This window comes from Actinomadura xylanilytica (assembly GCF_030283145.1).
In the GTDB taxonomy this organism is placed as follows: domain Bacteria; phylum Actinomycetota; class Actinomycetes; order Streptosporangiales; family Streptosporangiaceae; genus Spirillospora; species Spirillospora xylanilytica.
The window spans coordinates 781250-796202 of record NZ_JASNWE010000005.1; the positions used below are offsets into that span (position 1 = coordinate 781250).

The 14953-nt window shown below is 74.2% G+C and carries 12 protein-coding genes; 8 read left to right on the forward strand and 4 right to left on the reverse strand.

The annotated features are described in order from the left end of the window. Positions 1 to 98 precede the first annotated feature (98 nt). On the reverse strand, positions 99 to 368 hold the full coding sequence (locus QP090_RS33430) for a GlsB/YeaQ/YmgE family stress response membrane protein (protein WP_285943666.1): 270 nt from the start codon (positions 366 to 368) through the stop codon (positions 99 to 101). Positions 369 to 478: 110 nt separating this feature from the next. Then, positions 479 to 1480 carry a selenide, water dikinase SelD gene (gene selD, locus QP090_RS33435; protein WP_285943667.1) on the reverse strand — a complete coding sequence of 334 codons (1002 nt, stop codon included), beginning with the start codon at positions 1478 to 1480 and terminating at the stop codon, positions 479 to 481. Between the two features lie 206 nt (positions 1481 to 1686). Between selD and QP090_RS33440 the strand changes: the two genes are divergently transcribed. The 6 genes from QP090_RS33440 to QP090_RS33465 all read left to right on the forward strand — a co-directional run bounded on the left by QP090_RS33440 (position 1687) and on the right by QP090_RS33465 (position 9249). Continuing rightward, positions 1687 to 3537 (forward strand): AMP-dependent synthetase/ligase, encoded by a 1851-nt coding sequence (locus tag QP090_RS33440; RefSeq protein WP_285943668.1) that lies wholly within the window; start codon positions 1687 to 1689, stop codon positions 3535 to 3537. A gap of 190 nt (positions 3538 to 3727) precedes the next feature. Continuing rightward, positions 3728 to 4354 carry a trimeric intracellular cation channel family protein gene (locus tag QP090_RS33445; protein WP_285943669.1) on the forward strand — a complete coding sequence of 209 codons (627 nt, stop codon included), beginning with the start codon at positions 3728 to 3730 and terminating at the stop codon, positions 4352 to 4354. Positions 4355 to 4437: 83 nt separating this feature from the next. Next, positions 4438 to 5250, forward strand: a complete 813-nt coding sequence (fdhD, locus tag QP090_RS33450) for a formate dehydrogenase accessory sulfurtransferase FdhD (RefSeq protein WP_285943670.1) — start codon at positions 4438 to 4440, stop codon at positions 5248 to 5250. Positions 5251 to 5405: 155 nt separating this feature from the next. Continuing rightward, positions 5406 to 6341 carry a metal-dependent hydrolase gene (locus QP090_RS33455; protein ID WP_285943671.1) on the forward strand — a complete coding sequence of 312 codons (936 nt, stop codon included), beginning with the start codon at positions 5406 to 5408 and terminating at the stop codon, positions 6339 to 6341. Between the two features lie 293 nt (positions 6342 to 6634). After that, positions 6635 to 7468: a M24 family metallopeptidase gene (locus QP090_RS33460; RefSeq protein WP_285943848.1), complete on the forward strand. Its 834-nt coding sequence runs from the start codon at positions 6635 to 6637 to the stop codon at positions 7466 to 7468. Further along, a complete protein-coding gene (locus tag QP090_RS33465; RefSeq protein WP_285943672.1) occupies positions 7465 to 9249 on the forward strand; it encodes an SDR family oxidoreductase in 1785 nt (594 codons plus the stop codon). The genes QP090_RS33460 and QP090_RS33465 overlap by 4 nt, the downstream gene beginning before the upstream one ends. Here the strand turns inward: QP090_RS33465 and QP090_RS33470 are convergent. After that, positions 9246 to 11135 carry an AfsR/SARP family transcriptional regulator gene (locus tag QP090_RS33470; RefSeq protein ID WP_285943673.1) on the reverse strand — a complete coding sequence of 630 codons (1890 nt, stop codon included), beginning with the start codon at positions 11133 to 11135 and terminating at the stop codon, positions 9246 to 9248. The two genes, QP090_RS33465 and QP090_RS33470, sit on opposite strands and share 4 nt — an antisense overlap. 313 nt (positions 11136 to 11448) lie before the next feature. Here QP090_RS33470 and QP090_RS33475 point away from each other — a divergent pair, with 313 nt between their 5' ends. Both QP090_RS33475 and QP090_RS33480 read left to right on the forward strand, forming a co-directional pair. Next, on the forward strand, positions 11449 to 12861 hold the full coding sequence (locus QP090_RS33475; protein ID WP_285943674.1) for a phenylacetate--CoA ligase family protein: 1413 nt from the start codon (positions 11449 to 11451) through the stop codon (positions 12859 to 12861). A gap of 43 nt (positions 12862 to 12904) precedes the next feature. Then, entirely contained in the window at positions 12905 to 13837 is a 933-nt protein-coding gene (locus QP090_RS33480; RefSeq protein WP_285943675.1) for a hypothetical protein, read from the forward strand. On the opposite strand, the gene QP090_RS33485 is transcribed toward QP090_RS33480, so the two are convergent. After that, positions 13771 to 14949 carry an ABC transporter ATP-binding protein gene (locus tag QP090_RS33485; protein ID WP_285943676.1) on the reverse strand — a complete coding sequence of 393 codons (1179 nt, stop codon included), beginning with the start codon at positions 14947 to 14949 and terminating at the stop codon, positions 13771 to 13773. The genes QP090_RS33480 and QP090_RS33485 overlap by 67 nt on opposite strands. Positions 14950 to 14953 lie beyond the last annotated feature (4 nt).

Below are 14953 nucleotides of genomic sequence, written 5' to 3' on the forward strand. Positions count from 1 at the left end.
CCGGGGGACGCCCCTGCTCGGAGGTGGGCCGCGGGCGGGGCCCAGCGGCCCTGTGGCGGGCTCTGCGACCCTCGCCCTGCCCTCCCTGCGGGGTCGGGTCAGTGGGTCCGCTTCTTCGGCCAGAAGGCGGCCACCAGGTACACCCCGATCACCGCGAAGGCCACCTGGAAGATGGTCTCCCAGAAGTTCCAGCCGTGGGTCCGCAGGCCGAACAGGTGGCTCAGCCCGGTGCCCGCGAACGCCGCCACGATGCCGACCAGCACGGTGAGCCAGATGGACATGTCCTGCTTGCCCGGCACGACGAGCCGGGCGAGCGCCCCGATGATCCCGCCGAAGACGATGGCGGTGAAGATGCCCCCGATGGTCATGCCCGCTCCCTGGATCATGAGCGGCCCCGCGCCGTCCGCGGACCCGGTCACCCGGGATGTACCCACTCCGCGATCACGGACACGAGCCGACGATCACGCTCGGTGTCCGGTCAGCGGACCACCAGGACGTGCCGGCCGCGCTCGACCAGCTCGCCGATGACGGGGGCACCGGGGATCTCGCCGGCCACCAGCAGGCCGCCGGAGGTCTGGGCGTCGGCGAGCAGCAGCCGCTCCTGCTCGGCGATCCGGCCGAAGTCGGCCGCCGGCGACACCCAGGCGAGGTTGCGGCGGCTGCCGCCGGGGACGAAGCCGTCGCGGGCCGAGTCGCGCGCCCCGTCCAGGTAGGGGACGGCCGCCGCGTCCACGACGGCGGTGACGCCGCTCGCCCGCGCCAGCTTGTAGAGGTGGCCGAGCAGGCCGAAACCGGTCACGTCGGTGGCGCAGGAGATGCCGCGTTCCAACGCCTGCCGGCCCGCGGTCGCGTTGAGGGCCGCCATCGTGTCGACGGCGTGCGCGAACACCTCGCCGGTGGCCCTGTGCCGGGCGTTGAGCACGCCGGTGCCGAGGGGCTTGGTGAGCGAGAGCGGCAGCCCGGCCCGCCCGGCGTCCAGCCGGAGCAGCCGGGCGGGATCGGCGATGCCGGTCACCGCCAGGCCGTACTTGGGCTCGGGGTCGTCGATGCTGTGCCCGCCGGCGATCGGGCAGCCGGCGTCGGAGGCGGTGTCGCGCCCGCCGCGCAGCACCTCGCGGGCCAGCTCCGGCGCGAGCGCGTCGAGCGGCCAGCCGAGCAGGTTGAGCGCCATGACCGGCTCGCCGCCGACCGCGTAGACGTCGGAGAGGGCGTTGGCGGCGGCGATGCGGCCCCAGTCGTAGGGGTCGTCGACCACGGGGGTGAAGAAGTCGGCGGTGGACACGATCGCCCGGCCGCCGTCGATCCGCAGGACGGCCGCGTCGTCCCCGTCCTGTCCGCCGAGGAGCAGGGATCCGTCGGCGCCCGCCGGGCCGGTCAGCCCGGCCACGACCCGCTCGAGCTCGCCGGGCGGGATCTTGCAGGCGCAGCCCCCGCCATGGGCGTACTGGGTGAGACGCGGCTTTCCGACGGGGAGGGTCACAGCGGGAATTTATCCCACAGATCCCCATAAATGATCAACAAACGGGCGGTACGGGTCCAGTCACCCAGGGGTCGCCCCACCCCCGCCAGCGCCCCCCGACCAGGAGACGGCCCCCGGGGCGCCCTTGCCCGAACATGGTTCGGCATGGTGCGATTCCCCTCTGCAAGTGAACACTGACATCGGTGCACTGCCGGAAGGGGCGCGAGATGGTCGAAGCCGGGGTTCGGGACGCGCGGGCGGAACTGGAGCGGACGGCCGGAGGGCGGACGATCTGCACCCGGCTGGCCGACACCGCCCGGCGGGACGGCGCCCGGCCCGCCTACTCCGACCGCGTCGACGGCAAGTGGCGGACGCTGACCTGGGAGGACACCCGCCGGCGGGCGCTGGAGACCGCCGCGGGGCTGGCCGCGCTCGGCCTGACGGCCGGCGACGTGGTGGCGCTGATGATGCCCAACCGGTCCGAGCACGTGCTGGCCGACCTCGGCGCGCTGCACGCGGGCGGCGTCCCGACGACGGTGTACGCCACCCTCGCCCCCGACCAGGTGGCCTTCGTCGCCGCGGACTGCTCGGCCCGGTACGCGGTACTGGACGGGCGGGACCAGCTCGACCGCTGGCTGCCGGTGCTCGACCGGCTGCCCGCGCTGCGCAAGGTGATCGTGATCGACGCCGCCGCCTGCCCGGCCGGGGACCGGTTCCTGACCTGGGACGCCCTGACCGCGCTCGGCCGGGAGCGGCTGGCCGCCGACCCCGCTGCGATCGACGCCCGCTGGAAGGCCGTCCGGCCCGAGGACGCCGCCACCCTTCTGTACACCTCCGGGACCACCGGGAACCCCAAGGGCGTGCTGATCACCCACTCGATGGTGCTGCACGAGGCGGCGATGGTGGAGGGCGCCTCGGTGCTGCCCGGCCACCCGTCCGGCATCTCCTACCTGCCGTTCGCGCACATCGCCGACCGGGTGCTGAGCTACTACCTGCCGGTCGGGCTGGCCGCGCACGTGCACTTCTGCCCCGACCCCGCCCAGCTCACCACGGTGCTGCGGGAGGTCAGGCCGCACTCGTTCTTCGGCGTCCCGCGGGTCTGGGAGAAGATCATGGCGGGCATCCAGGCGGTGCTGGCCGCCGAGCCGGACGAGGAGAGGAAGGCCGCGGTCGCGCAGGCGCTGGAGGCGGGGCGCGCCCACGTCGCCGGCCAGGAGCACGGGAACGCCCTCACCCCGGAGGAGCGCGCCGTGTTCGAGCGCGCCGACGCCGCCGTGCTGGCGCCGATGCGGGCGCTGCTCGGGCTCGACCGGGTCGTCCAGGCGTCCAGCGCCGCCGCGCCGCTGCCGGTGGAGGTCGCCCGGTTCTTCGCCGGCCTCGGCCTGAAGATCTTCGACGCGTACGGGATGACCGAGACGACCGGGGCCGTGACCGCCAACCTCCAGGACTCGTTCAAGCTCGGCACCGTCGGCCGGCCGTTCCCCGGGGTGGAGCTGCGGCTCGCCGGGGACGGGGAGATCCTGGTGCGCGGCGCGACCTGCACGCCCGGCTACCTGAACCGGCCCGAGGCGACCGCCGGGCTCCTCGACGCCGACGGGTGGGTGCACACCGGGGACGTCGGCGTCCTGGACGAGGACGGGTTCCTACGGGTGGTGGACCGCAAGAAGGAGATCATCATCACCGCCGGGGGCGAGAACGTCGCCCCCTCGCTGATCGAGAACCACCTCAAGGAGCACCCGCTGGTCGGGCAGGCCCTGGCGTTCGGGGACCGCCGCCCGTACGTGGTCGCGCTGATCACCCTGGACGGCGAGGTCGCGCCGGTGTGGGCCGCCGCGCACGGGCTGGAGGGCGCGGACGTGGCCGCGCTCGCCGGGCACCCGCTGGTGCTGGAGGAGATCGGCAGGGCCGTCGGGGACGCCAACGCCCGGCTGGCCCGCGTCCAGCAGGTCAAGAAGTGGCGGCTGCTGCCCGCCGAGTGGACCGCCGAGAGCGAGGAGCTCACCCCCACCCTCAAGCTGAAGCGGCGGGTCGTGCACGGCAAGTACACCGACGTCCTGGACGCCCTGTACGACGCCTGATCCGCGGGCCCTCCCGCCGCGCCGCGGCCCCTCCCCCGCCCGCGGCCCCGCGGCCGGCCCGAACGTACGGTGAGATCATGGCGCGGTCGCGCCGTCGATCGCGGCGACGGTCATCCCGCCGCCCGCCGCCGTCGCGGCCGACCGAGGGGTCGGCAGGCGGGCCCGACCCGCCCGGGCGGAAGGACGTTCGATGACGGGGCCGGACGCGGCCGAGGTGCTGGACCTGGCGGGCATCTTCGTGTTCGCGCTGTCGGGGGCACTGGCCGCGGTGCGCCAGCGGCTGGACGTGGTCGGCATGGTGGTGCTGGCCGAGATCACCGCGCTCGGCGGCGGGATCATGCGCGACCTGATCATCGGCGCGGTGCCGCCGGCCGCGTTCACCAGCGTCGGCTACGTGCTGGTCCCGCTGGCCGCCACGGCGCTGGTGTTCTTCTGGCATCCGCAGGTCGCCCGGCTGCTGCCCGCGGTGATGTTCTCCGACGCGGCCGGGCTCGGGCTGTTCTGCGTGACCGGGACGGTGAAGGCCCTCGGCCACGGCCTGTCGCCCCTGCACTCGGTGCTGCTCGGGGTCGTCACCGCGGTCGGCGGCGGCGTCCTGCGCGACATGCTGAGCGGGCAGATCCCCGCGGTGCTCTACGACCGGCAGCTCTATGCGCTGCCGGCGCTGCTCGGCGCCTCGGTGATCGCGGCCGCGTACACGGCCGGCCTGCACGGCGCCGCCGTCACCGCGGGCTCCGCCGTCCTGGCGTTCGGCCTCCGCGTGCTGGCGATGCGGTACGGCTGGCGTGCGCCGCGCGCCCGCGGCGTCGCCGACTGACGGCCGCGGGCGAGGGCCGGAGATGGGGCGGACGCGCGTCCCTGCTTTCGCGCCGTCCCGCCAGGGGGAGTACGGTCACGCGTATGGGGCGGATCACGGTGCGCAGGCCGGTGCTGCGGCTGAGCACCACCGGGACGCGGGGGCGGCGGCCCGACACCCTGGCGGTGGAGGAGCCGCTGGAGATCCGGATCGACGGGCGGCCGCTGACGATCACGATGCGCACCCCCGGCGCCGACTTCGACCTGGCCGCCGGGTTCCTGGCCGCCGAGGGCATCATCGGCGCGGCCGGCGATCTGGCCGCGATGCGCTACTGCGCCGACACCGCCGAGCAGAACACCCTCGACGTCGTGCTGGCCCCCGGGGTCCGGCCGCCGGACGCGCTGCTGACCCGCGCGTTCACCACCACCAGCGCCTGCGGGGTGTGCGGCAAATCGAGCATCGAGGCGCTGCGGACCGACCGCCCCTACGACGTGGCCGCCGACACCGTCGCGCTGACCACCGCCGTCCTGGCGGCGCTTCCGGACCGGCTGCGGGAGTCGCAGCGGGTCTTCGACCGCACCGGCGGGCTGCACGCGGCCGGGCTGTTCGACGCGGACGGCGGGCTGCTGGTGGTGCGGGAGGACGTCGGCCGGCACAACGCGGTCGACAAGGTCGTCGGGTGGGCGCTGCGCCAGGACCTGCTGCCGCTCACCGGGCGGATCCTGATGGTCAGCGGGCGCGCCTCGTTCGAGCTGACCCAGAAGGCGGCACAGGCCGGGATCCCGGTGCTGGCCGCGGTGTCGGCGCCCTCGTCGCTGGCGGTGGAGCTGGCCGAGGACGCCGGGATGACGCTGGTCGGATTCCTGCGCGGCGAGACGATGAACGTCTATACCGGCGCCGACCGTATCCCCTGCTGAGGCCAGGCCGATTGTCACCGGGCGATGGAATTCCGCCGCCGACTTGTGGGCCACGCCCCAAGAAACCCGCCCGCCCCCGGAGTTGACTACTCCGGCACAGGACGCGCGCCGGCTCCGCGCGTCCGGCTTCGGGCGCGCGGATTGAGGGAGAGGGTATGACCAGGCCCCTGACGGACGGCGCACCTGCGCCCGCGATCGACGAGCGGCACCCGCCGATCAAGGCGCGCCGGATCTCCTTCGACTGGTCGAAAACGCCGCTGCACTGGGTCCCCGGCGACCCCGTCGCCACCCACATGATCAACTCTTTCCACCTCGTCCTGCCCGAGGGTGAGAAGTGGTTCATCCAGTGCGTGAAGGACGCCCGCCCGCACATCAGGGACCCGCGGCTGCTGGAGGAGATCAAGGGCTTCATCGGGCAGGAGATGGTGCACGCCCGCTCCCATCAGGGCGTTCTCGACCAGATCCTGGAGGCCAACGGGATCGAGGTGTCCAGGATCACGGGACCGGCCGGGCAGGGCAACGCCGACCGGCCGGCCCGGATGGCGGCCCTGAAGGAGAAGTCGCCGCGGTCGTGGCGGCGCAGGCTGCGGTTCGAGCTGGCCGCGGTCGCCTCGATCGAGCACTACACCGCGGTGCTCGGCCAGTGGATCATGGACAACGAGCGCCTCGACGCGGCCGGGGTGGACCCGATGATGCTGGACCTGCTGCGCTGGCACGGCGCCGAGGAGGTCGAGCACCGCTCGGTGGTCTTCGACGTCTACCGGGCGATGGGCGGCCGGTACCCCACCCGCGTCCTGGCCTGGACGGTGTCGCTGTTCTTCCTCTACTGGGCGCTGATCGGCGGCACGCTCTACCTGCTGAAGCAGGACCCGACGGTCAAGGGGCGGGTGACGCTGCCGCGCGCCTACCGCTCGTACCGCAGGTCGGTCCGGAAGGGCACGGTGCCGGGCATCTTCCGGCTGCTGCTGGGTGAGGCGCCGGTCTACCTCAAGCCCTCCCACCACCCCTCCGAGATCTGCTCCACCCCGCGGGCGCTGGAGTACCTGAAGACCTCCCCGGCCGCGCAGGCCGCGGGGTACGACCCTTATTAGTTCTCAAGCTCGGCCCGGCTTCCTCGCCTGGCGGCTCGGGGCGCCGACCGTGCTTGGGCGAGCGCGACATCGCTTCGCGATCTGGCCGGTGGGGCTCGCCTCCGGCATCGCCCCACCGGCCAGGTAGCGCCCTCGCGTGACGGCCGAGGGCCTTGGGCGGGCTCTGGACCCATCGGCCGGTTCTGAAGGGGGCCTGTGGGCCGCCCGTGTACGCGTGCGGGTGGCGAGCGTCACTGCGGGGGCCCTTGACCGGGGTTCGGCCCGCGCGGTTAATTAACATCGTGTCCAATAAAATGGGGCTCGCCCGCACCGACAACGCCGCGGAGCTCGAGCGATTCCGGGAGATCCAGCGCCTGTGCTACCAGTGCGCCGACGAGGTGGCCGCCACGCTCGAACCGGGCGTGACCGAACGCGACGCCTGCCGCCGGATGCGCCGGTGGCTCCGCGCCCACGGCGTGGACGACTGGCTGCACACCCCGTTCGCCTGGTTCGGCGACCGCTCCGCCTTCCGCGGCTTCAAGGTCCCCACGCAGTTCCTCCCCGGCGGGACGCGCCTGGAGGAGGGCATGCCCTACATCCTCGACATGGCGCCGGTGAAGAAGGGCTACTCCGCCGACATCGGCTACGGCGGCGTGCTCGGCGAGAACCGGATCTGGGAGCGGGTCGACGCCGACCTCGCCGCCTACCGGACGCTGATCCTCGCGCTCGTCCGGGAGCGGCGCACGTTCGCCGACGTCTACGCCGAGGTCGACGCCCTCATCGAGCGGCAGGGCTACCAGAACCGGCACGCCAAGTACCCCGGCCGCGTCATCGGCCACCAGGTCGGCGTCATCGGCGGCGTCCTGCCCAAGGGGGTCGGGTTCCCGTTCGGGGTCCGGTTCCTCCAGACCATCGGCCGCGAGCTGGTCAAGGAGCGGCTGGAGGGGCGCTCCCCGCTCTGGAACGGCGCCGCGCAGTCCCAGCATCCGCCGACGCCCGGCCTGTGGGCGGTGGAGCCGCACATCGGGTTCCGCGGCGTGGGCGTGAAGTTCGAGGAGATCCTCGTGGTGACCGAGGACGACGCGTTCTGGCTCGACGACGACCTGCCGCACGTGCACCGCTGGGCGCGGCGCGAGGCGGCGGCGTGACCGCCGCGACCGGCGGCGGCCCCGCCCCGGCGACGACGGCCCGCCGGGTCCGCGGCGACGGCGTCGACCTGGCCGTCTACGAGCAGGGCGACCCGTCCCGCCCGACCGTGCTGCTCATGCACGGCTACCCCGACACCCACGCGGTCTGGGACGAGGCCGCCGCGCTCCTGGCGGGCCGCTTCCACGTCGTCCGGTACGACGTGCGCGGCTCGGGCGCCTCGTCCCGCCCGTTCGGGCGCGAGCCCTACGCCCTCGACCATCTGATGGCCGACCTGCGCGCGGTGCTGGACGCCGCCGCGCCCGGCCGCGAGGTCCACCTCGTCGGGCACGACTGGGGCTCCATCCAGGCATGGGAGGCGGTCTGCACGATGCGGGACCGGTTCGCCTCCTTCACCTCCATCTCCGGGCCGTGCCTCGACCACGTCGGCCTCTGGACCCGCCGCATGATCGCCCGGCCGACCCCGGGCAACCTCCGGCGTGGCGCCGGCCAGGTCCTGCGGTCCTGGTACATCTACTTCTTCCAGACCCCGGTGCTGCCCGAGCTGGTCTGGCGGAGCGGGATGGCCAGGCCGTTCGCCAAGGCGCTGGAGATCGGCGAGGGCGTCGCCCCGCGCGCGGGCCACCCGGCGCGGACGCTGCCGCGCGACGGCGCCGCGGGGGTCGGGCTCTACCGCGCCAACATGCTCGAGCGGCTGCGCGGCCCGCGCGACCGGCGCACCGACGTGCCCACCCAGGTGATCGTCCCGACCCGGGACCTGTTCGTGTCCCCGCACCTGGTGGACGGGCTCGCCGGACGGGTGCCGAACCTGTCGCTGCGTCCGATCGCCGCCGGGCACTGGGTGCCGCGCAGCCATCCGGCCGTCGTCGCCCGTTGGGTCGCCGAGCACATCACCGGCGTCACCGGCGGGCCGCTCACCGCCGCCGAGTCCCGGGGGCTGCGCCGCGCGCGGGCCGTCCCGGGCCGGCGCCCCTTCGAGGGGTCGCTGGTCGTGGTCACCGGCGCCGGCAGCGGCATCGGGCGGGCCACCGCGCTCGCCTTCGCCGAACGGGGCGCCGAGGTGATCGCGGCCGACCTGGACCCGGCCACCGCGCAGCGCACCGCCGAGCTGGCCGGGCTGCTCGGCCCGGCCGCGCACGCGTTCCAGGTGGACGTGTCCGACCAGGCCGCGATGGAGGACTTCGCCAAGTCGGTCCTGCACGGCCACGGCGTCCCGGACGTGGTGGTCAACAACGCCGGGATCGGCATGGCCGGGCCGTTCCTGGAGCACACGGCGCGGGACTGGGAGCAGGTCCTCGGCGTCAACCTGTGGGGCGTCGTGCACGGCTCCCGACTGTTCGCGGCGCAGATGGCCGAGCGGGGGGAGGGCGGGCACATCGTCAACACCGCCTCGGCGGCGGCGTACACGCCCTCGCGCTCCCTGCCCGCGTACGCGACCAGCAAGGCGGCGGTGCTGATGCTGTCGCAGTGCCTGCGGGCCGAGCTGCGCGGCAAGGGCATCGGGGTCAGCGCGATCTGCCCGGGGATCGTCGACACCGGCATCACCCGGACCTCGCGGTTCGTCGGGCACGGCGAGGCCGGGCAGGAGCGGAGCCGGGAGCGGGCGGCGCGGGCGTACGCGCTGCGCGGCTTCGGCCCTGAGGGCGTCGCCGAGCAGATCGTCGCCGCCGTCCGGGACGACCGCGCGGTCGTCCCGGTCACGGTGGAGGCGCGGCTCGCCCACCTCGGTTCGCGGCTGTCACCGCGCCTCATGCGCCTCCTGGCCCGCGTCGACGCCGGCTAGCGGCGAGGGCCGCCGGGGTCGGCGCAGACGGCGGTCTCGGCCATGCCCTCGGGGTCGGCCGGGGCCGCCGGGCGGTCAGGGCCGCCCGGGAGGCCGGGGCCGCCCGGGACATCAGGACCGTCAGGGACGTCGGGGAGGTCCCGCGCGTACAGCCCCAGCAGTGTCGGGAGGCGGTAGGTGTCGTGCCCGCCGTCATCGGTTCCGGAGTACTCGACCAGCCCGGCGTTCATGAGCGCGCCGATCAGGTCCTCGGCCTCGTCCAGGCTCTCCGCCAGGGCCGCCGCGGCCTCGGTCGCGCAGAACCGCCCGGCGCCCCGGCGGCCGAGCAGGCGGAGGGCCCGCCGGGCGGGCGGGGCCAGCCCGGCGCAGGCGCGGGCGAGGACGGGCCGCAGCTCCAGATCACCGGCGCGCAGCTCGTCCAGCCGCCGGTCCTCGTCGCCCAGCCGGGCCGCCAGCCGGCCGACGCTCGAATGGGGCGTCGCCGCCAGCCGGCCCCCGGCGATCCGCAGCGCCAGCGGGAGATGCCCGCACAGCTCGGCGACCAGGGCGGCGGCGGCCGGCTCGGCGGAGACCCGCGCGGCGCCGCCCACCCGGGTCAGCAGCTCCACCGAGTCCTCGGGGGCGAAGGCGCCCAGGTCGACCCGGTCCGCGAAGCCGATCCCCGGCAGGCGGCCCCGGCAGGTGATGAGCACCGGGCATCCAGGGGCGCCGGTGAGCAGGGGCCGCACCTGGTGCTCCCCGGTGGCGCCGTCCAGCACGACCAGCGCCCGGAGGCCCGCCATCCGGTAGCGGTACAGCTCGGCGCGCTCCGCGGCGGACGCGGGGACGTCCGCGCCGTCCACCCCGAGCAGGCTGAGCAGCCGGGCCAGCGCCGGCATCGGGTCGCCCCCGTCCCGGCGCAGGTCCACGTGGAACCGCCCGTCCGGGAAGACCGCCTCCCATAAGTGCGCGAGGTGCAGCGCCAGCGCGGACTTGCCGGTCCCCGGTCCGCCGCTGATCACGCAGATCGTGGGGGCGGACCGGCCGGACGCGGTCTCCAGCAGCCGGGACACCTCCGCGAGCTGCTCCTCGCGGCCGGTGAAGTCGGGAAGGTCCGCCGGGAGCGGAGGCCGCCGGGGCGGCTCCCGGCGCGTCCCCACGCCCGGGGCCGGATCGAGGGACGGGTCGCACGCGTGGATCGCCCGCTCCAGCCGGCGCAGCCCCGCGCCGGGCTCCAGCCCGAGCTCCTCGCCGAGCAGCGCGCGGCCGTCCCGGAAGACCCGCAGCGCCTCGGACTGCCGCCCGCACCGGTACAGCGCGAGCATGAGCTGGCCGCGCAGCCGCTCGCGGAGCGGGTTGCGGGTCAGCTGCCCGAGGATCTCCCCCACCAGCTCCGGATGGCGGGACAGCGCGAGCCCGACGTCGAGCCAGTCCTCCAGCACCGCCAGCCGCCGCTCCTCCAGGGCGGGCCGCGCCTGCCGGACGAAGTCGTGGGCGGCGCCGTCGAGCGGCGCCCCACCCCACAGCCCGAGCGCCTCCCGCAGGAGGGCCTCCGCCTCCTCCGGGCGCCCGCCCGCCATCGCGGCCCGGCCGCGGGCGGCCAGGCCCATGAACACCTCCAGGTCGAACCCGCCCGGCTCCACGTGGATCGCGTAGCCCGAGCCGCGGCGCAGGATCGTCGGCGCCCCGAGCACCCTGCGCAGCGCCGACACGTGCTGGCGGAGCTGCACGAGCGCGGTGGCGGGCGGCACCGCCCACAGCGCCGAGACCAGCGCCTGGTCGGACACCACCTGGCCGGCCTCCAGCAGCAGCGCGCCGAGCACGGCCCGGCGCAGGGCGCCGTCCACCGCGACGGGAACCCCGTCGTCACTCACCTCGACCGGACCGAGAATCCTGTAGACCAACACGGCGGCACCTCCGACCTGGGTGGACGAGCCGAACGTACAAGATCCATTTATCGGGCCATTATCGTCTCGCTCAACGGCGCCGCCGATGATGAGGAGGTCATCAACTCTTCAAGGGAAGGGGCCTCCAATGGTCGCCATCAAGAGCAGCACCAAGCAGGTCCGCTACGTCATGGGCGCCATGACCGCGGTGTTCTTCAGCCTTTGCCACGCTTCCTGATCACGACCGAATGAGCGTGTGGGGAGGCCGCGGCCTCCCCACACACACGTCCGCGCCCCGGGGCCCCGCCCCGGGCTTGCCGTCAACGGAGGCGAAGTGCTGGAGACCGGTGTCCGGCAGGTACGGGTCGCGCTGGCCATGGTGTTCGGCCGGCCGCTGAACGTCGGGCTGGTCGAGCGGCTGGTCGAGGACGCGCTGGCGACCCTGGACGAGTTCGGCTCGCCGGGCGAGGACGTCGAGCAGCTCATCGACGGGCCGTTCGCCGACCCCGCCGACCGGCGCGACCTCCAGACCCGCGCCCTCCAGCGGACCGCGCGCCGGCTGCACCGGTCCTCCCGGTTCTACCGGGAGCGCCTCGACGCCGCCGGGATCGACCCGGGCGGCCTCACGCTGGAGACGCTGCGCTCGGTCCCGGTCACCGTCAAGCGCGACCTGGTGGACCGCGGGAAGGACTTCATCTGCGGACGGCCGTACCTGGCCACGCAGACGACCGGGACGACCGGCGTCCCGGTGCGGGTGTGGCTGTCGCGGTACGAGATCGAGCTGTGGCCCGCGCTGATCGCGCTGTCGATGCTGCTGCGCGGCGAGATCCGGCCCGGCGACTGCATGCAGATGAACCTGAGCTCCCGCGCGACCGCCGCGATGCAGGAGGACCTGGCGATGCTGCGGCTCGCCGGCGCCGCCGGCCGCGTCGTCGGCCAGGTGGCGCCGGACGAGTCCCTGGACCACCTGCTGGACGGCGTCACGCCCCCGACGATCCTCAACGGCTACCCCAGCTACATCGGGCAGCTGGTCACGGCGGCCCGCCGCCGCGGCCTCGGGCCCGCCGACTTCCGGCTGCGCGCCCTGTACGTGGGCGGCGAGGTCCTCTCCCCCCACCTGGCCGAGGCGGTCCGCGCCACGTTCGGCATCGAGCAGGTCAACGACACCTACGGGGCGACCGAGCTGCTGCCCGTCGGCGGCCGGACCTGCAACGGCGGCCACGTGCACCTCGACCCGAACATGGGGTACGCCGAGGTGCTGGACCTGGAGACCGGCGAGCCCGCCGAACCCGGTGGGCTCGGCACGCTCACCGTCACGCCGTACTACCCGTACCGCGACTGCATGCCGGTGCTGCGCTACGACACCCGCGACATCGTGCGGGCGCTCCCCGAGCCCCTGGACTGCGAGCTGTCCGCCGTGCCCGCCGTATCGCAGATCCTCGGCAAGGAGAGCCGGCTGCTGCGCACCGGCGACGGCGTCGTCACGCAGCGGGACGTCGTGGAGGCGCTCGACGGCCTGCCGGGCGTGGAGTGGCCCGTGCGCCACCGCGCCCGCGTGGACGCCGGCCGCCTGCACGTCACCGTCGTCGCGCCGGGCCTGTCGACCACCGACGTCGTCGAGCGGTTCGCCGGACGCGGCATCGACGCCACCGCCGAGATCGCCGACCTGGACGAGCAGGACGCGCGGCGGCTCTGCCCGCTGCGCTGCGACCTGCGCGAGGAGACTTTCGTGAGAGGTGCCGCATGAGGCCGGCGACGGAGAGCCCGATGAGACGAGCGGGGGACGCGACGTGAGCGCCGGGCAGGACCTGTTCCAGGTGGGCGTCACCTCGTTCTACGCGCTGGCCGTCCCGGCCGGAGCGGTGCTGTACTTCCGCACCGTGCGGGTGCCGAGGCCGCCCGTAGGGACGTTCAACGGGCGCGACATCGTGGTGATGATGGGGTTCGTCCTCGCACTGCCGTTCCTCTACCTCGCGCTGCCCGGGGTGGCGCTGCCGGTCGTGCTGGCGCTGGTGTTCGCCGGCGGCCTGACGGTCGGCTACCAGCCGGTGGTGGGGCGCGCGCCGGTGCGCTGGGCGCTGATCCTCGCGCTGCTAGCCGCCGACCTGGTGGGGCACCAGGTGCTCGGCGCCGGAACGCCCTTCTACTGGGTGGCCAACAGCTGCATCGTCGGGCTCATCGTGGTCTCCGCGACCAACCTCAACGTGCAGGGCGGCATGCCGCTGAAGAACGTCGCCTGGTTCGTGCTGCTGCTGGCCGTGTACGATCTGACGTTCGCCACGGTGATCCCGCTGACCCAGGAGCTGGCCGAGGCGATCCAGGGGTACCCGTTCGCGCCGTCGGCGGGGCTGCGGGCCGGCGGGTTCGGCGCGGTAATCGGCATGGGCGACCTGCTGGCCTACTCGCTGTACACCGCGGCGGCGTACAAGGCGTACGGGCGGAGCGGGCTGCGGGCGGCGCTGGGGATCGTGCTCGCCTTCGGGTCGGTGCTCCCGACGCTGGCGCCCCTCGCCGTCGAGGCGCTGACCGGGTCGGCGCCCGCGCTCGTCCCGGCGCAGGTGTTCTTCGGCCCGGCGGCCTTCGCCGGGTACCTGGTGCTGCGCCGGCGGCTCGGCGCCGAGCGGCGGATGGCCGAGGTGCCCGTCCGGGCCCCCGATCAGACCCGCTCGCTGAGGTTGACGCCGGTCTCGGGCTCGAACAGGTCGATGGCGTCGGGGTCGTAGTCGAGCTCGATGTTCTCGCCCCGGCGGGCCCGCGACATCGGGTCGAGGCGGGCGATGAGCTGGGACCGGCTCTGGTCGGTGACGTTCCCCTGGAACGCCTCGGCCAGGTGCTCGGACTCGATCGCCCCGGACGAGCCGAGGTCGATGTAGGCGAACTTCTCCGCGCCGAGCGACTCCAGGACGTCGACGTGCCCGGTGAAGGTCAGGTCGTGCCCTTCGGGACGGCGCTCCCGGACGAGCCGGGCGTCGCCGAACGCCTCCGGCCGGATCCCCACGATCACCTGTGCGGGGGCGTTGTTGGCCTCCAGGGCGCGGCGCATCCGGTCCGAGACCGGAATGGGCCCGAGCACGGTCTGGAGCCCGTCCGAGGTGACGTCGGCGTTCAGGAAGTTCATCGACGGCGACCCGATGAACCCCGCGACGAACAGGTTGTGCGGGTGCTCGTACAGCTCCTCGGGCGGGCCCATCTGCTGCACCACCCCCTTGCGCATCAGCACGATGCGGTCGCCGAGCGTCATCGCCTCGGTCTGGTCGTGGGTGACGTACACGGTGGTGGTGCCCAGGTGCTTCTGCAACCGCGAGATCATCGTGCGCATCTGCACGCGCAGCTTGGCGTCCAGGTTGGACAGCGGCTCGTCCATCAGGAACGCCTTGGGGTCGCGCACGATCGCGCGGCCCATCGCGACCCGCTGCCGCTGCCCGCCGGACAGGTGCGCGGGCCTGCGGTCCAGGAACTGCTCGATGTCCAGGAGGTGGGCCGCCTCCTGGACCTTGCGCTTGGACTCGGCCTTGCCGACCTTGGCGAGCCGCAGCGGGAAGGCGATGTTCTCCGCCACGGTCATGTGCGGGTACAGCGCGTACGACTGGAACACCATCGCGATGTCGCGGTCGCGCGGTGCCTTCTCGTTCATCCGCGCGCCGCCGATGGTCAGCTCGCCCGCGCTGATGTCCTCCAGCCCGGCGATCATGTTCAGCGTGGTCGACTTCCCGCAGCCGGACGGGCCGACCAGGATGATGAACTCCTTGTCGGCGATCTTCAGGTCCAGCTCGCTGACGGCGGTGGTGCCGTCGGGGTACCGCTTGGTCACCCCGTCCAGGACGATCTCAGCCATGGTC